We start from the raw sequence: 17834 nt of genomic DNA on the forward strand, positions 1-17834 counted from the left end.
TCCGTCCTCGTATGTGAACAATATGCGGCTTCTTGAACGTTCGGTGGACGAGACCATAGGTACGGACCTGACCCCCGTCAAGTGGCCCGGCAGTCAAGCCGGTTCGCGGCGAAGGAACGTCGGACGCGGTCCGTCCGCATCGGGGAACCGGCCTGAACAAAGGGTCCGGGCGCCCTCAACAACGTTGTCAGGCAGTCCAGTTCACGTCTTGACGCTACTGGTTCAGACCACTTAGGTTCCCGGGTGCCGGGCGGGCCTTTCCGCGCAGCACGCGGGTCGGTGAGCACTCCCCCGGCCTTCGTCCACCACGGAAAGGCCGGAATCTCTCCCAGACCGTCCTCGGCCGACGCCCGCGCGCCCTTCCCAGCCTCTTCCGCCCCACTGAACCGGAGCGAACTCTTCATGCGTATCCCGTATCCCGGACGGCTCCCGCTGCGGCGCCTCCGCCTCGGACGGATCCTGGCCGCCGCCTTCGCCGCCTGCCTCGCCGTCCTGTTCGCCGTCACACCGGCCCAGGCCGCCGACGGACAGATCACCGGCCTCGCCGGCAAGTGCGCCGACGTGGCGGGTGCCAACAGCGCCAACGGCACCGCCGTCCAGCTCTACGACTGCAACGGCACCAACGCCCAGCGGTGGTCCAATCCGGGCGACGGCACGCTGCGGGCGCTCGGCAAGTGCCTGGACGTCGTCGACCGCAGCACGGCCGACGGCGCCGCCGTGCAGCTGTGGGACTGCTCCGGCGGAGCCAACCAGCAGTGGGTCGTCACCGCCGCGCACGACATCGTCAACCCGGCCGCGGACAAGTGCCTGGACGTGCGCGACAACAATTCCGCCAACGGCACCCGCCTCCAGATCTGGAGCTGCTCCGGCGCCGCGAACCAGAAGTGGAACGCGCCGGCCGGCGGTGGCGGCACCGCGCCTTCCGGGTTCGTCGTCTCCGAGGCGCAGTTCAACCAGATGTTCCCCAACCGGAACTCCTTCTACAGCTACAACGGTCTCACCGCGGCCCTCGGTGCCTACCCGGCCTTCGCCAACTCCGGCAGCGACACCGTGAAGAAGCAGGAGGCCGCCGCCTTCCTCGCCAACGTCAGCCACGAGACCGGCGGGCTCGTCCACATCGTGGAGCAGAACACGGCCAACTACCCGACGTACTGCGACTGGAGCCGGCCGTACGGGTGCCCGGCGGGCCAGGCGGCGTACTACGGGCGCGGACCCATCCAGCTGTCCTGGAACTTCAACTACAAGGCCGCCGGCGACGCGCTCGGCATCGACCTGCTGAACAACCCCTGGCTGGTGCAGAACGACTCCGCGGTCGCCTGGAAGACCGGCCTGTGGTACTGGAACACGCAGACCGGGCCCGGCACCATGACCCCGCACAACGCGATGGTCAACGGCGCCGGTTTCGGCCAGACCATCCGCTCCATCAACGGCTCCCTGGAATGCGACGGCAAGAACCCCGCGCAGGTCCAGAGCCGCGTCGACGCCTACCAGCGGTTCACCCAGATCCTCGGCGTCAGCCCCGGCACCAACCTGTACTGCTGACGTCCCCCAGCACCGCGTCGCACCGAGCCGTGCGGGCCGCACGGAGTGCCGTGCCGGCCCGCACGGCCATCGGCCTGCCCCGCGCGCCCCGGCCCGCCCCACGCGCAGACGCCGGCCGCCGCCGCGGGCCGCTCCTCCGTAGCGGGCCGCTCACCACGACAGGCCCCGCAGATGGGCGGCGATCCGGTCGCGGTCCCAGGCACCGTCGGCGATCACCACCCGGTAGCGGTAGCCGAAGGACTCCCCCGGCTCCAGCGTGAACTCCTCGAAGAACGCCCAGGAGACGGCGACCGACGGGATGGGCTCGGCACGCACGAACCAGTGGGACTCGTGGATCGCGGAGGCCTCGTCCAGGTTCTCCGGCGCGTGCGCGAAGACCAGCGTCGAGTGCCCGTCGACCTCGTCGTGCTCGCCGGTGAAGGCCAGCCATGTCCCCTGAGTGCCCATCAGCCGCGCCGCGCCGGCGTCCTCACCGTCCGGGGCGAGGACCCGGCCGCCCGTGAAGTCGCGCGGGCCGCGCCACTGGAGGCCGGTGTACCCGGCCCTCTCACGGCCCGCGGTGGTCGGGGAGCCGAACACCAGCGGCTCGGCACGGGTGTTGGCGAGGTGGATCGACCAGTCCAGCGCCCAGGCACCGGCCGCCTCGTCGACCGAGTGGACCGCGATCCCCCGCCGTTCCCGGGCCCACTCCCCGCCGCCGTGCGCGAGCCAGGTCAACTCCTCGGTGAGCGCGAAGCGTTCGTCGTCCACGGTGAGGGCGGTGAAGCGGTCGTGGCGCATGGAGCCGATCCGGTCGGGCAGCGCCCGGTACCCCTCGCCGTGCACGTAGCAGTTGCCGCCCCAGAAGTTCTGCCCGGACAGGTGGCTGGCCGTCATCTGCAGGCCCTTGTGCCAGCGGTGGTCGCTCGGCCGGTACCCGGTGACCGTGCGGCCGGCCAGGGTGCGCAGGGGGTGGGCGTAGGGCTTGCGGGACTCGAAGGGGTCCGGGTCGGGACGGTAGACGTAGCGCAGGATCTCGGTGCCGTTCGGCGCCTCGACCGCGATGTGCTCACCGTGCACGTGGTGGACGCGGATGCTCATGCGCGCTCCTTCGGTGCCCAGTCGGGGTGGTCGCCGTGCATGGCCGTGTAGTACGGGTCGCCGGGGCCGATCTCACCCGCCCGCACCGGCCGCCCGGTGAACGCCGCCTTGTACAGGGCCGCGGCGAACTCCAGCGCGGCGCGGGCGTCCGGGCCACTGCCCGGGGGGCGCACGCCGCGGTCGTAGGCGTCCAGGAGCGCGCCGAGCTGGGCCGTGTGCGAGCTGGGCACGTTCCGTGCGGGGGTGCGCCAGGCCGCGGCGCGCTCGGGCCGCACGTGCGGGGCCGGGGTGTAGACCCAGTCGTCGTTGCCGTGCCCGTACAGGTGGGTCAGCTCGACCGTGGCGTCGGCGCAGTCGATGCGGATGCGGCTCACCTCATGGGGGGAGAGCACGCTGTTCACGACGGTCGCGAGCGCGCCGCCGCGGAAACGGACCAGCGCCGTGGAGACGTCCTCGCTCTCGATGTCGTGGACCAGGCGGGCCGCCATGGCCCGGACCTCCTCCCACTCGCCGAGCAGGTGCAGCAGCAGGTCGTACTGGTGGATGCCGTGCCCCATGGTGGGCCCGCCGCCCTCCGTGGCCCACCGGCCGCGCCACGGCAGGGCGTAGTAGCCGGCGTCCCGGTGCCAGGTCGTCTGGCAGTGCGCCACGAGCGGGGCGCCCAGCTCGCCGCGGGTGATCAGTTCGCGGGCGTGTACGGCACCGGAGCCGTAGCGGTGCTGGAAGACGACCGCCGCGTAGGCGCCGGACGCCTCCTCGGCCGCGGCGATGTCGTCCAGCTCGGCGGGCGCGAGGCACAGCGGCTTCTCGCACAGCACCCAGGCCCCCGCCTCGAGCGCGGACACGATCTGCGCCCGGTGCAGGGCCGGCGGCGTGCCGATGAGCACCAGGTCCGGCCGTACGGTGTCCAGCATGGCGTCCGCCGAGGTGAACCCGGCGACCTGCGCGCCCGCCAGCCGCCGGAAGGCGTCCAGCCGACCCTCGTCCACGTCGACGGCGGCGACCAGTTCCACCCGCTCGGCGTGGGCCCTGAGGGCGGGCAGATGGCCGCCGGTGACGATGGCACCGGTACCGATCACGGCGACCCGGCGGGGCGCGGGCAGGGACATGCGGCACTCCTCGGTAGGCGGCGGGCGGGAGGCACGCGCAGCGACGTCGGCCGCCGGCGCAGCACGGCCGTTAGAAAGCGCTTACCCCCTTCGGCGACGACCCTAGGCCCGGGCGATCACCGGGACAACCCCCCGATCACGTACGCCGGAGGCTCCCTGGCGGGCGGCGGGTTTCGGCCGGGCCATGCCCTCTCGGTCCGGGGGACCCCGGAGGACGGCGATCACTCCGTAGCCGGGGCCGTACGCATGCGCGACGCCAGGTGTCACCCGGCATGCGCGGCGTCAGGTGAGTCCCGGCATGCGCGGAATCAGGTGTGACCGGGCGTGTGCCGCGTCAGGTGTCGCCCGCCGCGTGACCGGCGTCCGTCATGCGGCGGGCGGCTGCCTCGGCGCGGTCGGCACTCGCCAGCAGCCGGGACACCCGGCGGGGCCACCAGACCAGCTCGGCCAGGAGGAGCGCGACCAGCAGCCAGGAGGCGATCATCTCGCCGGTGGCGCTCTCCAGGGTGTCGTACACGGCGAGGCCGACGGAGAGCACGGTGACGACGGGGATCACCCAGCGGCGGATCCGGTCCTCTTCGGCGGTCCGGCGCAGGGCGTCCGCGTAGCCGAGGACCGAGGGCGCCAGGCGGGGGTCGCCGATGGCCTCACCGCGGCGGGTGGCGCGGACCACGGCCGTGCGGTCGGCCGTGTCGAGGTGTCTGCCCTCGGGCCAGATCCGGTTCATCCGGCGCGGCACCCGGAACCCGTGGAGCAGGCACAGCACCAGGAAGACGACCGCGGCGCCGGCCCAGGAACCCGCCTCGACGAGGACGAAGGCGCCGAAGAAGACGCCGGAGGCGAGACCGGCGCCGGCAGCCCGGGTCACCGGTCCGCGCTGCCACATCCAGCCCGGAACCAGAAGCATCCGTCCACGGTGGCCAGCGCCGATCGGGGAAGCAACGACCCGACCGGCACGTCGGCGCGACCGCACGCGCACGGCGCATCCCGGCGGGCGGACCCGGCGCACGGACGGCGGCGGCCCCCTGGTCCCGGCGGGCGGACTCGGGGACCGGCGGCACCGCGATCCCGGCGGGCGGGCTCGTAGGCCGACGGCGGCACCCGCGATCCCGGCGGGCGGACTCGGGGCGCCGGCGTCCCCGTCCGCTCACTGTCCGTCCGGACCGCCGATGGTGCGTGTCCAGGGGGTGCGGGTGGCTCCGAAGCCCGTCTCGTGGTCCCAGACGTGGGTGCACGCGGGGCACTGGAGGTGGAGGAGGCTGCCGGTGTTCGACAGCAGGTAGCGCCAGTGCGCCAGGCACCTGCGCCCCTGTCCGCATGTGGCGCACTCCAGGTGGTCCTGGCAGTTCGGGCAGGTCACCCAGGCGCGGCGCCCGATGTCCGCCTGCGGATCAAGCGGAAGCACGGCCGCCACCGCGCTGCGGGAGGACACCGGCCGAGACGAGCGTGTCGTACAACCGCTGCTGTTCCTCGTCCAGGCCGGAGTACAGCAGGTCGTACGCCTCCTCCTCGCCCCGCATCATCGCGACGGGGTCCCAGCCCGCACCGAGTGCCTCCATGACGTGGGCACGTCGGGTCAGTTCATGGCTGGTGAGGTCGACGGTGAACTCGACCGGCTCGTCGGGAAGAGGGGCGTTCTGGGCGGACATGTCACCGAACCTAGGGAGACCGGGCGGCCGGGACAAGGGCTCGTGGGAGACATCACAGCAGGTCCGTGGGGACGCGCGGGAGTGCGCCGCAGGGGGACCCGCGCTCGTCGCCTGTCTGCCGGCTGCCTCCTGGGCACCGTGGCGCCGCTCTGCCGTGATCGCGGTGCGCCACGCGCGCCGGCTCCGTCACCAGCGGACGCCCGTGAGGTCGACCGGGCGGGGGCGCAGCATGCGGGTGCGTTCCGTCAGGCCGTGCAGTCGCCGGGACATCTCGTCGGCCGGCAGGCGGCGCCGGTCGCCGTGGCCCGGCAGGACCCATTCGAAGCGCAGCCGCCCGGCCGTCCGGACCAGGGAGCGGGCCAGTTCCTCGATGGAGTACCAGGTCACGCTCTCGGCGACTTCCAGGTCACCGGTCGTGCGCGACCAGTAGAAGCTGTCGCCGCTGAAGCAGTACCGGTCGTCGGCGAGATACAGGACGCTGCCGCGGGTGTGGCCGGGCAGCGGGTGGACGGTGACGCCTTCGGCGATCTCCAGCGGCTCGAGTCCGCGGATCACCTGGTCGGCGTCCGGTGCGGCGTCCAGGTCTCCCTCGTGGATCCACAGCCGGGCGCCGAAGTGGTCGGCGTAGCGGCGGCCGTGTGCGGCGTGGTCGCGATGGGTGAGCAGCACGTCGGTGACGGGCCCCGACGCCGTGTAGCGCTCGGCCAGCGTCCGGCTCCAGCGGGGCGTGTCGATCATCATGCGGGTGCCGGAGGGCCGCAGGAGGAGGTAGGAGTTGGCGCCCGCGGTGTGCGTCGAGTTGTGCCCGCAGATCTGTACGCCGTCGTCCAGGGCCAGCGGGAAGGGGTCCAGCTGCTGGTCCGCCCGGCCGGTCCGGGGCCGGATCGAGCGGGTGGGGCAGGCGAAGACCGCGGCGTGTAAGCGCCGGTTCTCCGCCTCGTCGGCCGGCGGGCGCAGGATCCGCGACTTCCCGTCGACCTCGCCGATCAGCTCGGGTGCGAACTGCCGGGCCACATCGCAGTTGAAGCAGCGGTCGTCCACGTACCATCCGTCCACGGCTGGGCTCCTTCGACGTCGGAAGCGGCCTCGGTGCGGGCCGCTTCTTCAGGGGTAACCCGCCGGGCCCGGGAACGGGTAGGCCGTACCGGTCTTGTGTTTCCCGCTGCCGGGCGCTCTCGGCGCGGTGCTCCCCGCGGCCGTCGAGGTGGCACGGTCCGGCCGTCGTGCCGCTCGACTCAGCCCCGTACGTCGAACCCGCCCCGCCCGTCGAACCGCACCTCGTGGACCGCGTCGAACCCGTCCGCGGCCGAGGGCCTGCGCAGCCGTTTCAGCGTGGCCAGCACACCGACGTCGGGAACCCGTTCGCGGCCCTCGCGCGCGGCGTTGCGCCGCAGGGAGCCCGGCACGTCCGGCGGGAACCAGTAGGCCGTCACGCTCGCCCCGTGGGCGCGGGCCGCTGCCACGAGTGGGCCCCACTCCTCCGGTGCCGGGTTGGTGTTGTCCACCGCCACGGCGCGGCCGGCCGCCAGGTGCTCGGCCACCAGCCGCATCTGCCGGCGCTGCTTGTTCCTGGCGGCGCGCGGGAACAGGTCCTTGCTGACCAGCTCGTACCGGTCGGACAGGCACTGCGCGTAGAAGGCCGACTTCCCGGAAGCCTGCAGCCCGACCAGTACGGCGAGGTCCGCTTTCGTCGCCATACCGACACGATGGCATGGCGCCGGCGGCCCGGCGAGCAAGCCTGCCCGGGAGCTCACCGTGCCCCTGCCAGGGACGGCGCGCTCTCGGCGGGCTTCTTCGTGCGGGAGGCGCGGGCCACGAGGAGGACCACCAGTCCGCAGGCGGCGACCAGGTACCAGCCCGGCCGGGAGGCCCGGCCGAGGTCCGCCGGAGCGCTCCCCGTCACCAGTGCTCCGGCCAGCGCGATGCCGAGCGCGGCGCCGACCTGCCGTGCGGTGGACGTGATCGCGCCCGCCACACCGGCCCGGGCGGGGGGCAGGCCGCTGACCGCGGTGTTGGTGATCGGCGCGTTGGCGAAGCCGAACCCGATGCCGATGAGCAGGTAGGCGAAGAGGAGCAGGGGGAGGCTCGTGTCCCGGTCGAGCCCGGCCAGGCACAGTCCGCCGGCGGTGAGGAAGCCGCCCGCCAGGTACAGCGGCGGCCGCGGGCCGATGCGGCCGACCAGTCGGCCGGACCACGGTGCGCAGACGGTCGCCCCGAGCGCCATGGGGAGGGTCGCCGTCCCGGCGGCGAGCGGGGTGAATCCCCGGGTGTGCTGGAGGTAGAGGGTGTTGAGCAGCAGCGCCGCGTTCAGCGCGACGAAGACCGCCACGGCGCCCAGGACCGCACCGCTGAACACCGGGCCGCGGAAGAGCCGGGGATCCATCAGCGGTTCTTCCCTGCGGGTCTCCACCCCGACGAATCCCGCCGTCGCCGCGACGGCGACCGCGTAGGCGGCCAGCGCCGTCGGTGACGTCCAGCCGATGCGGGGTCCTTCGATGAGGACGCCGGTCCACGCCCCGATGGTCACGGTCAGCAGGATCTGCCCCGGCAGGTCGAGCCGCCGGGCCTTCGGCGCCCGGGACTCGGGCACGAACACCGCGCTGAGCACGAGGGCGGCCACGACGACCGGCGCGTTGATCCAGAACAACGAGCGCCAGCCGAGTCCGTCGACGAGGGCGCCGCCGGTGACCGGGCCGGCGGCCATGCTGACCCCGAACACCGCGGCCCAGACACCGATGGCCTGCGCCCGCTCGCGCGGGTCGGGCATCGCGTTCACCACGATGGCGAGGGCCACCGGACTGAGCATCGAGGCGCCGATCCCCTGCACCGCGCGGGCCGCGACCAGTGCGCCCGCCGAGGGCGCCAGCGCGCACAGCAGCGAGGCGGCGCCGAAGACCGCCAGCCCCCACTGGAAGACCCGGCGGCGCCCGAACCGGTCCGCCAGCGCCCCGGAGGAGATCAGCAGGGCGGCCAGGACGATGGTGTACGCGTCCACGGTCCACTCGAGTCCGCGGGTCCCCACGTCCAGGCCGTCCCCGATGGCGGGCAGACCGACGTTGACGATGGTCGTGTCCAGGCCGACCAGGAACATGCTCAGGCAGCAGACGGCCAGCACCGTCCAGCGTCTGCGTCTGCTCAGCGCGGGGGGCTGGGCAGGGGAAATCGTCGTCACGGTCATCGTCCGCCTCTCGGTACGCGGGTCGTACCGGGCCAGGCTCGGCCAGGACGACCCCCGCCGACCAGCGTCTTTGCGAAGACCGCAAAAGACCGGGGGCGCGGCCGCCGCCTCAGTGCGAACCGCGGCCTTCCACAAGGCCGATGACCTGCGGCCGTATGATCGCCCACGCGGCGGCCGGCAGTTCACCGAGGGCCGTCCCGCGCAGTGCGTCGAGGGTCTCCTCGGTGCCGGAGCCGGCGTCGGCGCGGCCGCTGAGCACCTCGTAGCCGTCCCGCACGGCGACGCGCAGGCGGTCGGGCCTCCCGTCCCCGGCGTGCAGTGCCGAGGCCACGACCAGGGGCGGCTCGCCGCCGGCCTCGCCGGGCAGCTTGCGGTAGGCGGAGGCTGCCGGGGTACGCCACCGCAGGCCGAGCAGCAGGGGGCGCTTGGCGACCACCTCGGCCAGCTCCGCCTCACGGACGCCGTCGGATTCCAGCACCGTCGCCCGGGCGTCCAGCACGAGCGCGGCGGGCAGCAGGCAGCGCAGCGTACTGCCGACGAGGTTGCCGCCGACGGTCGCCGTCCGCCGTACCGCGCCGGTGCCGATGGTGGCCGCGGCGAGCCGGAGGACGTCCGGTACCCGTGCGTCGATCCGGTGCAGGACGACGGCACCCCCCACCGACTCCCGGCCCACGACGTTGGCTTCCGGCAACTCGCGCAGCGACATGGCCAGTTCGGGGAAACCGTCCCGCTGCCACGTCGCCCACACGAGCGTGGCCCCGCCGACCGGCACGGCTCCTTCGGCCAGACACTCCTGGGCTTCGGACACGGACGTGGGCAGACGCAACTGCACAGCGGTCCACCTGCCTTCCTGGGCTCGGGCGATGGGTGGGCGGCGCCGGGCGGTCAGCTGCCCGGCGAGAGCGCAGTCTTGTCCTACGGACGGGGGCGCGTACAGGGCTCACACGAGCATGCGATGCGCGCCGTGCGCAACAGCGCTTCTCGCCGTTTTCCGTCGTCTGCTTGCCCTCGCACCGCGCGGCGGGGTGGCCCGGGCCTGACTGCCGTCACCGTGGTGGCAGCGGGGTCCGGGGGGGGGCCGCCGGCCGGCCTCGGTACGGCCCTGCGACCGGGTGGAATGCGGTGCGCCGTCGGGGTGTTGGCGTGGTGAGAAGCGTCTGTGGCCCGTGTACGGCCTGTGCCGTGTCCCTGGTGTCGGGGCGGCCGCGGGCGGAGGTGTCACCAGGAAGGAAGCACGAACCATGCCGCGCGACGCGCGTACGATCACCAATCCGCCCACCCTCCACGACCCGACCCCCTTCGGTTACAGCCACGCCGTCTCGGCACCCGGCGACGTGGTCTTCATCGCCGGCCAGTACGCCTCCGACGCCACCGGCGCCCCGGTGCCGGGGGACTTCGCCGCCCAGGTGGACCTGGCCTTCGACCGCCTCCGGCTGGCCCTGGAAGCCGAGGGGCTCGGGTACGAGCACGTCGTCCGGCTCGGCACCTTCGTCGTGGACCACGACGCCACGAAGCTGGGCGTCCTCGGCAAGGCCCTGCACACCCGCTTCGGTGACCGGCTGCCGGCCCAGACACTGAGCGGCGTCGCCTCCCTCGCCCTGCCGGGCATGCTCTTCGAGGTCGACGCGGTCGCCGTCCGGCCGGAGGTACCGGGCGGCTCCTGAACGGCCGGGGCCCGGGGCGTCCGCGCAGCGCCGTTCCGAGCGCCGCCGTCCCCGGGCCGGACGACAACACCCGCTGTCGGCGGCGTCGTTCGGGCGGGCGGGACATGAGAAGAGTCCTGCCGGGCCGCGTGGCCCGGCAGGACTCGATCACACACGCCTACCGGCGTCAGCGGCGGCGTCCGGCGGGGTCGTGGGCGCCGGCGTCCCGGCCCTCGTCGCCCGGGACCGGCCCGGAGCCCGTGACGGCCGGGCCGGCCGCCGACGGCTTCGCCCGGTCCCCGTGCCCCGGCCACCAGGCCGCGTGACCGATCAGGGCCGTGAGGCTCGGGGTGAAGAACATCGCCATGACGAACGCGGCCACCGCGATGCCGAAGGAGACCGCGAAGCCCATCTCCGACAGCAGCGAGTTGCCCGCCAGCATCATCGTGGCGAAGGTCGCCGCCAGGATGAAGCCGGCCGCGGCCACGGTCGGCCCGGCGTGCCGCAGTGCCATGCTGGCCGCCTCGCGGGGCTCCCGGCCCTCACGGGCCTCCTCACGCAGCCGGGCGATCATGAGGATGTTGTAGTCGGTGCCGATCGCGACCACGAAGAGGTACATGATCACCGGCAGCATGAACATCAGGCCCGAGTGGCCCTGTCCCTCCTGGAAGATCCACACGGTCGCGCCGAGGGTGGCTCCGAAGCCGAGGCCCACCGAGGCCATGAGGTACCAGGGGGCGACCACGCTGCGCAGCAGCAGTCCCAGGATGAGCATGATCAGGACGGCGGCGACGGGGAAGACCGTCTTGTAGTCGTGGTTGACCGCCGCGTTGATGTCCTTGTAGATCGAGGACATGCCGCCGACGAGCGCTTCGGTGCCGTCGGGCGCCTCGGAGTGCGCGACGTCGCGGACCCGGCCGACGGCCTCGATCGCCTTGTCCGTCGACGCCTCGTACTTGAGCGTGACGGTGAAGTCCGCGGTGGTGCCCTCCTTGTTCAGCTGGGTCATACGGGCGTTCGCGACACCGTCGACGGCGCCGAGCTCGCGCGCGTACGCGTCGAAGCCCGCCTTGTCCAGCGGCTTGCCGTCGGTGCTGGACAGGTAGACGTCGGTGGGTGCCGCGGCGCCCGCCGAGTACGCCTTCTGCATCTCGTCCTGGACGACCATGGACTCCTTGGTCTTGGGCATGGAGCCCGACGCCAGGTCGAAGGTGGCCTTGTAGCCGAAGGTGCCGACCGACAGGGCGAGCAGGATGAGGCCGGACACGGCCGCGGTCAGCGCCGGTCGGCGCTGGACGCTCCGGCCGAGGGCGGCGAAGCGGGCGTTCTGCGGCTCCTTCTGCCAGGACTTCGAGGGCCAGAACACCTTGGGCCCGATGAGCGAGACCACGGCGGGGATCAGGGTGAGGCCCGCGACCAGGGTGGCGCCGACGGCGATGGCGAGCGCCGGGCCCATCTGCTTCAGGAAGCCCAGCGTGGACAGCACCAGGGCGAGGAACGCGATGATGACCGCGCCCGCCGCCGAGGCGATGGCCTCGCCGACCCGGTCGACCGCGTTGATCATGGCCTGCTTGGGCTCGTCACCGGCGCGCAGGGCTTCGCGATAACGGAATATCAGGAACAGGAAGTAGTCCGTGCCCACACCGAAGAGCACGACGATCAGAATGGACGAGATCGAGCTGTTGGCCTCCAGGTCGAACAGCTTGGTGGCGTAGGCGATCAGCCCGTTGGCGACGGCGGAGACCAGACCGATCAGCACCAGGGGCAGTACGGCGAGGATCGGCGCCCGGAAGATGATGAGCAGCGTCACCAGGATGATGACGAAGGTGCCGATACCGATCAACGCCTCGCCGCGTTTGGACGAGTCCTGCTGGTCGAGCGCCTGCGCGGCGGAGCCGCCGAGTTTGACGTCGAGGTCCGTACCCTTGGCCAGCTTCTTGGCCTCGTCACGCAGCACCTCGGCGGCGTCGGCCTGCTTGGGCTGTCCGGCGTTCCTGCTGTCCATCTGCACCAGGGTCAGGGCGTACCTGCCGTCCTTGGACGGCTGGCCGGGGATGACCTTCTGCACCTGGTCGATGTGCTTCTCGCCCAGTTCGGAGGTGATCCGGGCGACGTCCTTCCGGTCGGCGGCGGTGAGCTTGCCGCCGTCGGTGCGCTGGTACAGCGCGATCGCGGACGGGGTGAAGGCGCTGGGGAACGCCCTTTCCTGGAGGTCCGCCGCTTTGATGGATTCATAACTCTTGGGTAGGAAACTGCTCTCGTCACTGTTCGAGGGCAGGCTTGGTGCGGTGGCGACAATCGCCACCGCGGCGATCAGCCACGCCACGATCGTCCAAACGGGATGACGGACGACGGCGTTGCCTATTCGTCGGAACATGCGGAGGGTCCTCCTGATAAGGAAGATCACCGCAGCCCGGGGAGCGGTCCCTGGCATCGGCGACCTCGACCGGCGCACAGGGAACGGGCCGGTCGCATACGTGTCTTGCGACCCATCCTAGTGACCGCACCCGCGCATCCCCTCATCGATTTCCGCGTCGCCCGACAGACCGTCAAAGTGGAGTGTCCATAAGGCCCTTGCGACGGGCCGCCGGTGAACGGCCCGCCAACGGCGGCGGTCGGAGGGACGGCCGGCCGCGGACACGCCGGGCCGGCTTCCGGCGAACGGGATGAACCGGCGCGGCCCGGCGGTTGCAGGAGAAGCGGGACGCCAACCGACCGGAACGCCAGACAGGGGAGCGGCCATGACCGTCCAGGACATCGACCGTACGGGTTTCACCGAGCAATGGGAGGAATGGCACCGGAACCAGGAGGAGACGCTGGCCGCACCGCACGGCTTCCTCGCGATCACCAGCCTGCGCTGGCTGAGCCCCGAACCGGCCCGGTTCGAGGACGCCCCCGGTGCCTGGTCGGCCACCGCCGACGGCGTGGTGGTCGAACTGGACGAGGGTGAGGAGGTGACCGTCGACGGGCGGGCGGTGCGCGGCCGCCACGACTTCGGTGTCATCGCCGAACGCGACAGCCTGTACGTCGGCTGGGGCGACGCCGTACTCGAAGTCGCCCGGCGCGGCGGCAACGACATCCTGCGCCCCCGCCACCCGGGCAACGCGCTGCGGACCGCCTTCCGCTACACGCCCGCCTACGCCCCCGACCCGCGCTGGGTCGTCACCGGCCGTTTCCTGCCCTTCGAGGAGCCGCAGCCGGTCACGGTCGGCGCCAGCGTGGAGGGCCTGGAGCACGTCTACGACTCCCCCGGCCGCGTCGAGTTCGAGCTGGACGGCGTGCGGCACCGCCTCACCACGTTCAACGGCATGACCCCCGGCACCCTCACGATCCTCTTCACCGACGCCACCTCGGGCGTGACGACGTACGCCGCGAACCGCTCCTTGCAGATCGCCGCGCCCGGCCCCGACGGCACGGTGACCCTGGACTTCAACCGCGCCGCGAATCTGCCGTGCGCCTACACGGACCTGGCGACCTGCCCGCTGCCGCCCGCCGAGAACCGCCTGCCGGTCGCGATCGAGGCGGGCCAGCGCATCCCCTTGGAGCGCGGCGGCCGGCCCTGAGGTTCCGCGCCGCCCGCAGCCACTGCGGGCGGCGCCGGACGGACACCTCGTGCGCAAACCGTCTCAGCGGTTTGCTTCACGGCGCGGACCGCGCCCGCCGCGGCGCGTGGGGGCCACCGGGCGGGGCGGCCGGAGCCGGGATCGGGGTCAGGCGGGGGCGCCGGCGAGGGCCGCCGACTTCTGGTGGACCTCGGCGATCACCCGGGCTCCCCGGTCCGCCGCGGTGTCCAGCCGGACGAGGACGGCCGGGGCCGCGACCGAGGGCAGGATATGGCCGTAGAGCGCCGACATGCGTTCGTCCAGGTCGGCCCAGCCGGCCACGGCCTGCGAGACGAACTGCACGCCGATCCAGGCGCCGAGGAAGACCTGGGCGGTCTCCTCGGGCACCACGTGCGGGAGCACCTCGCCGCGTTCCTTGGCCTCCGTCAGGACGCAGGAGGTCAGCCTGGCCCAGGCCGGCCAGGTGCTGCCGAGGACGTCGTGCCCCTGGAGGTCGGCCGAGAGCCGGACACCGGCGAGCAGCATGGGTTCCTGGGGCAGACGCTTGGCCAGGGTCATGCCGGCGTCCACCCATTCCTGCAGCTTCAGTTCGCGGGGCAGGTGGTACTCGGTCCTCATCTGCTCCTGGAGCACTCCCCGGGCGAGGGCGGCCTTGGAGTCGAAGTGGAAGTACAGGGCGCCCTTGGTCACGCCGGCCCGGTTGAGGATCTCGGCGATGGTGGCGGCCGCGTAGCCCCGTTCGGCGAACACGGCCGCGGCGGCCTCCAGAACAGCGCGTCGGGTCCGGACAGCTCGCTCCTGCTGAGCCATGGACCCTCCCCCAAGCTGAAAATTAAACCAAACAGCTCGTACCATACCGCACGGCTGGTCAACGGGAAGGCGCGCCGGGGCGGTTGAACCGGGACTTGGCACATGCGGCCGACACGGGACGGCGCCGACCGCGACGGGCGGCGGAGTCCGCCGAAATCAGGTTGCGGCGGGGCCGGCCGGGCGGGTGGGGTAGCCGCATGGACGGTGCCACGCGGCAGGTGCGACGGGCCGGGACGGAACGGGGCCGTGGGGCCGCGGAGCCACCGGCCGCGTGGCGCTCACGTGCGGTGCTCGCGGCCCTGATGCTGGCCGCGTTCACTTTCAACACGACCGAGAGCCTGCCGATCGGGCTCCTGGAACCCGTCTCCGCGAGCCTGCGGGTGCCGGTATCGGCGGTCGGCCTGCTGGTCACCGGTTACGGCGTGACGGTGGCCGTCGCCTCGCTGCCGCTCGCCCACGCCCTGAGAGCGGTCCCCCGGCGCCATGTGCTCACCGGGGTCCTGGCCGCGCTGGTCGTGTCCAGTCTGGTCGCGGCGCAGGCCACCTCGTACGGCGTGCTCCTCCTGGCGCGCCTGCTGACCGCGCTGGCCCAGGCGCTGTTCTGGGCCGTGACGGGGCCGGTCGCGGTGGGCCTGTTCGCGCCCGGCGCCCGGGGGCGGGTGCTCGGCGCGCTGTCCGTGGCCGGTTCGCTCGCCCTGGTGCTCGGTGTGCCCGCCGGGACGTGGCTGGGCCGGCACGCCGGCTGGCCCGTGCCGGTCGCCCTGGTGGCCGCGCTCGGCTTCGTCTCCCTGGTGACGACCGCCGCGCTGCTGCCGACCGCGCGGCCGGACGACGAGCCCGCCGCCTACGGCACCGGTCCCGACACCCGCCGGTTCAAGGCCGTGGTGGCGGCGGGTTTCCTCTCCGCCACCGGAGCGTTCGCGGGGTACACCTACCTCACGGCGTTCCTCGGTGACGTCAGCGGGTTCTCCGCGGACACGGTCAGCGCCCTGTTCGCGGCCTTCGGTGCCGCGTGTCTGGCCGGGGTCGGCGCCACCGCCGCGCTGCTGGACCGCTTCCCGTACCCCGCACTGGCCGCGGCCGTGGCCGTACAGGCGGTGGGCATGCTCGGCCTGTACGCGGCGGGCGGCCGTCCGGTGGCGGCGGTGGTGTTCCTGGTCCTGACGGGCGGTGCGCTGGGGCCGGTGTTCATGACCGCCCAGAACGCGATGCTGCACTGCGCGCCGGGCCGCACGGACATCGCTCTCGCGGCGAACTCCGGTGCCTACAACGCCGGTATCGCCGCGGGTGCCGCGCTCGGCGGGCTGATCCTGTCACTCGCCGGCGTGCGGGGGGCCTTCCTCGCCGGCGGGCTGCTGACCGGCGGGGCGTGCGCGGTGCTGCTGGGCGAGCGGCTGTCGCGAGCGCGGGTGCGCGGTCCACGGGGCTCGTCCGGGACGCCGTAGCGGCCGGACGAAATCCTTTGCCCGGGCGGGGGCGGGCTTGCTACGGTCGCGCCGGCGCGAGAGACGCGCGATCACGGGATGGGGAGGTTGATGAATATGGCCGCCGTCGGCCCTCATCGGCATGCCCTCATCCGGCCCGCGCGCTGATCGGCGCGGTCCGGTCGTACCCACGACCTGGAGTGATACGTGTCCCTTCCCTCTGCCGCTTCCTCTGCCGCGGCCCGTCCGCAGCTGACCACCGACCGCCTCGTCCTGCGGCCCTGGACCATCGCCGAGGCCGCCGCGGTCTCCGGTGACGGCAGGTCCGCCCAGTGGGCGGACGACTTCCCCGCCGACGGCGACCGCGTCATAGCCGGTCTCCTCGAGCGGCATCCCGGCTGGCTCGGCGAACACGGCCATCGTCTGGTCGTCGAGCGTGCCGGCGGTCTGGTGGTGGGTTCCATCGGCCTGTTCTGGCCGCCCACCGGGGGAAGCGTCGAGATCGGCTACGGCATCGTGGCCTCCCGCCGCGGCCTGGGCTACGCCACCGAGGCCACCCGGGCACTGACGGAGTTCGCCCTGGGAGCGCCCGGCGTCCACACCGTGACGGCCGGCGCGGAGCTGTCGAACCCGGCCTCGCTGCGCGTCCTGGAGAAGGCGGGCTTCCGTCTGACGGCGACCGAGGACGGCGTGGCCCGCTATGTGATCACCGACGCGGATCGCCCCCGACGGTGACCCCGAAGGGGCCGGCGCACACCGCCGGCCCCTTCCCCCCGGGGGACGAAACCACCGCCGGCGCACGTGCCGGGCCCCGGCACGTGCGCACCGGACCGAACCGCCGGCCCGGCCGTCTCGCCGGCTCTCCTCGCCGCGTCCCGGCCTGCTCACGGCCGGCAGGTGTCGGACCGGGCCACGGGGGCATGGGCCGTTGTATGAATGCATCGTCATGGGCACTGCGAGGCCGCGGCCGGGCCCGCCGGGCGGCGGACAGCACGGCGATGACCGCGGCCGCCCGCGCGGGTTTCGCGGCGCGCGGGCTGATCTACTTCCTCGTGGGTGTCATCGCGCTCCAGATCGCCTTCGGCGGTGACGGCGGCGGGCAGCAGGCCGACCGCGGCGGCGCCCTCGCCCAGCTGGCGGACCGGCCGTTCGGGTCGGTGATGCTGTGGGTCGTGGGTGTCGCGCTCGCCGGGATGGGCCTGTGGCGGCTGTCGGAGGCGGCGTTCGGCGGATCGGGCCCGAAGGGGAGGAAGGTCTCCCGGCGGGCGGCGGCCTTCTTCCGCTTCCTCTTCTACGGCTTCGTGTCCTACTCGGTGCTCTCCTACGCCGCCGGGGACCGGGGCAGCGGCAGCGGCTCGTCCGACCGGCAGACCGACGACGTCACCGCCCGGGCGCTGGAGTGGCCCGCCGGCCAGTGGCTCGTCGGGCTCGCGGGTGCCGCCGTGGTGATCGCCGGCCTGTGGATCGCGGTGCGGGCCGTGCAGAAGAAGTTCCGGGAGGACCTGCGGCTCGGGGCCATGTCGGCCCGCACCCGGAAGGTCGTCGAGTTCTTCGGGATGACGGGCGGCGCGGCGCGCGGTGTCGTCTTCGCCGTGGCCGGTGTGTTCGCCCTGGTCGCGGCCGTCCAGCATCAGCCGGGCAAGGCCCGGGGCATGGACGACACCCTGCGCGGGTTCCGGGATCTGCCGGCCGGCCCCTGGCTGCTCGCCCTGGTCGCGCTCGGCCTCGCCGCGTTCGGTGTCTTCTCCTGGTGCAACGCACGCTGGCGGGACGTCTGACCCGAGGCCCTGAGGGGTGTCTCGCCGAGCAGCACCCACGACGGGTGAGCCCGCTCGC

At 73.2% G+C, this 17834-nt stretch carries 17 protein-coding genes; 6 read left to right on the plus strand and 11 right to left on the minus strand.

What is annotated here, in order from left to right:
* The first annotated feature begins 402 nt into the window (after positions 1–402).
* Positions 403–1542 carry a glycoside hydrolase family 19 protein gene (locus tag ABZ576_RS20880; RefSeq protein ID WP_360742542.1) on the plus strand — a complete coding sequence of 380 codons (1140 nt, stop codon included), beginning with the start codon at positions 403–405 and terminating at the stop codon, positions 1540–1542.
* A gap of 150 nt (positions 1543–1692) precedes the next feature.
* Here ABZ576_RS20880 and ABZ576_RS20885 read toward each other — a convergent pair whose 3' ends face one another.
* From ABZ576_RS20885 to ABZ576_RS20925, 9 genes are all read right to left on the minus strand, one after another.
* Positions 1693–2622: a PmoA family protein gene (locus tag ABZ576_RS20885; protein WP_360742545.1), complete on the minus strand. Its 930-nt coding sequence runs from the start codon at positions 2620–2622 to the stop codon at positions 1693–1695.
* Positions 2619–3731: a Gfo/Idh/MocA family oxidoreductase gene (locus tag ABZ576_RS20890; protein WP_360742548.1), complete on the minus strand. Its 1113-nt coding sequence runs from the start codon at positions 3729–3731 to the stop codon at positions 2619–2621. The genes ABZ576_RS20885 and ABZ576_RS20890 overlap by 4 nt, the downstream gene beginning before the upstream one ends.
* Positions 3732–4065: 334 nt before the next feature.
* The gene (locus ABZ576_RS20895; protein WP_360742551.1) at positions 4066–4638 is read right to left on the minus strand and encodes a hypothetical protein; all 573 of its coding nucleotides are present in this window, start codon (positions 4636–4638) and stop codon (positions 4066–4068) included.
* A gap of 240 nt (positions 4639–4878) precedes the next feature.
* A complete protein-coding gene (locus ABZ576_RS20900; RefSeq protein WP_360742554.1) occupies positions 4879–5136 on the minus strand; it encodes a hypothetical protein in 258 nt (85 codons plus the stop codon).
* A complete protein-coding gene (locus tag ABZ576_RS20905) occupies positions 5123–5380 on the minus strand; it encodes a DUF6400 family protein (RefSeq protein WP_360742557.1) in 258 nt (85 codons plus the stop codon). The genes ABZ576_RS20900 and ABZ576_RS20905 overlap by 14 nt, the downstream gene beginning before the upstream one ends.
* A gap of 186 nt (positions 5381–5566) precedes the next feature.
* Positions 5567–6436 (minus strand): MBL fold metallo-hydrolase, encoded by an 870-nt coding sequence (locus tag ABZ576_RS20910; protein ID WP_360742560.1) that lies wholly within the window; start codon positions 6434–6436, stop codon positions 5567–5569.
* A gap of 179 nt (positions 6437–6615) precedes the next feature.
* Entirely contained in the window at positions 6616–7077 is a 462-nt protein-coding gene (locus ABZ576_RS20915) for an ATP-binding protein (RefSeq protein WP_360742562.1), read from the minus strand.
* A 53-nt stretch (positions 7078–7130) separates the two neighbouring features.
* Entirely contained in the window at positions 7131–8558 is a 1428-nt protein-coding gene (locus ABZ576_RS20920; RefSeq protein ID WP_360742565.1) for an MFS transporter, read from the minus strand.
* Between the two features lie 109 nt (positions 8559–8667).
* Entirely contained in the window at positions 8668–9390 is a 723-nt protein-coding gene (locus tag ABZ576_RS20925; protein ID WP_360742568.1) for an FAD binding domain-containing protein, read from the minus strand.
* Positions 9391–9799: 409 nt separating this feature from the next.
* Here ABZ576_RS20925 and ABZ576_RS20930 point away from each other — a divergent pair, with 409 nt between their 5' ends.
* The gene (locus ABZ576_RS20930) at positions 9800–10222 is read left to right on the plus strand and encodes a RidA family protein (protein WP_360742571.1); all 423 of its coding nucleotides are present in this window, start codon (positions 9800–9802) and stop codon (positions 10220–10222) included.
* Between the two features lie 166 nt (positions 10223–10388).
* Here ABZ576_RS20930 and ABZ576_RS20935 read toward each other — a convergent pair whose 3' ends face one another.
* On the minus strand, positions 10389–12578 hold the full coding sequence (locus ABZ576_RS20935; protein ID WP_360742574.1) for an MMPL family transporter: 2190 nt from the start codon (positions 12576–12578) through the stop codon (positions 10389–10391).
* 364 nt (positions 12579–12942) lie between these two features.
* On the opposite strand from ABZ576_RS20935, the gene ABZ576_RS20940 reads away from it, so the two are divergent.
* Positions 12943–13764, plus strand: coding sequence for a DUF1684 domain-containing protein (locus tag ABZ576_RS20940; protein ID WP_360742577.1), 822 nt, complete (start codon positions 12943–12945; stop codon positions 13762–13764).
* A 147-nt stretch (positions 13765–13911) separates the two neighbouring features.
* On the opposite strand, the gene ABZ576_RS20945 is transcribed toward ABZ576_RS20940, so the two are convergent.
* Complete coding sequence (locus ABZ576_RS20945; RefSeq protein ID WP_360742580.1) at positions 13912–14574, minus strand: ScbR family autoregulator-binding transcription factor; 663 nt, start codon at positions 14572–14574, stop codon at positions 13912–13914.
* A gap of 302 nt (positions 14575–14876) precedes the next feature.
* Between ABZ576_RS20945 and ABZ576_RS20950 the strand changes: the two genes are divergently transcribed.
* From ABZ576_RS20950 to ABZ576_RS20960, 3 genes are all read left to right on the plus strand, one after another.
* Positions 14877–16019, plus strand: coding sequence for an MFS transporter (locus ABZ576_RS20950; RefSeq protein WP_360742703.1), 1143 nt, complete (start codon positions 14877–14879; stop codon positions 16017–16019).
* 186 nt (positions 16020–16205) lie between these two features.
* Entirely contained in the window at positions 16206–16733 is a 528-nt protein-coding gene (locus ABZ576_RS20955; protein ID WP_360742583.1) for a GNAT family N-acetyltransferase, read from the plus strand.
* A gap of 263 nt (positions 16734–16996) precedes the next feature.
* On the plus strand, positions 16997–17776 hold the full coding sequence (locus ABZ576_RS20960; protein WP_360742586.1) for a DUF1206 domain-containing protein: 780 nt from the start codon (positions 16997–16999) through the stop codon (positions 17774–17776).
* Positions 17777–17834 lie beyond the last annotated feature (58 nt).

Origin of the sequence: Streptomyces sp. NPDC013455 (assembly GCF_040632975.1) — a bacterium.
GTDB lineage: Bacteria > Actinomycetota > Actinomycetes > Streptomycetales > Streptomycetaceae > Streptomyces.

Coding starts and splice junctions, on each gene's coding strand:
- ABZ576_RS20935 (WP_360742574.1), bottom strand. CDS start 12,578: ATGTTCCGACGAATAGGCAACGCCGTCGTCCGTCATCCCGTTTGGACG.
- ABZ576_RS20905 (WP_360742557.1), bottom strand. CDS start 5,380: ATGTCCGCCCAGAACGCCCCTCTTCCCGACGAGCCGGTCGAGTTCACC.
- ABZ576_RS20880 (WP_360742542.1), top strand. CDS start 403: ATGCGTATCCCGTATCCCGGACGGCTCCCGCTGCGGCGCCTCCGCCTC.
- ABZ576_RS20885 (WP_360742545.1), bottom strand. CDS start 2,622: ATGAGCATCCGCGTCCACCACGTGCACGGTGAGCACATCGCGGTCGAG.
- ABZ576_RS20950 (WP_360742703.1), top strand. CDS start 14,877: ATGCTGGCCGCGTTCACTTTCAACACGACCGAGAGCCTGCCGATCGGG.
- ABZ576_RS20920 (WP_360742565.1), bottom strand. CDS start 8,558: ATGACCGTGACGACGATTTCCCCTGCCCAGCCCCCCGCGCTGAGCAGA.
- ABZ576_RS20915 (WP_360742562.1), bottom strand. CDS start 7,077: ATGGCGACGAAAGCGGACCTCGCCGTACTGGTCGGGCTGCAGGCTTCC.
- ABZ576_RS20945 (WP_360742580.1), bottom strand. CDS start 14,574: ATGGCTCAGCAGGAGCGAGCTGTCCGGACCCGACGCGCTGTTCTGGAG.
- ABZ576_RS20940 (WP_360742577.1), top strand. CDS start 12,943: ATGACCGTCCAGGACATCGACCGTACGGGTTTCACCGAGCAATGGGAG.
- ABZ576_RS20930 (WP_360742571.1), top strand. CDS start 9,800: ATGCCGCGCGACGCGCGTACGATCACCAATCCGCCCACCCTCCACGAC.
- ABZ576_RS20960 (WP_360742586.1), top strand. CDS start 16,997: ATGACCGCGGCCGCCCGCGCGGGTTTCGCGGCGCGCGGGCTGATCTAC.
- ABZ576_RS20890 (WP_360742548.1), bottom strand. CDS start 3,731: ATGTCCCTGCCCGCGCCCCGCCGGGTCGCCGTGATCGGTACCGGTGCC.
- ABZ576_RS20895 (WP_360742551.1), bottom strand. CDS start 4,638: ATGCTTCTGGTTCCGGGCTGGATGTGGCAGCGCGGACCGGTGACCCGG.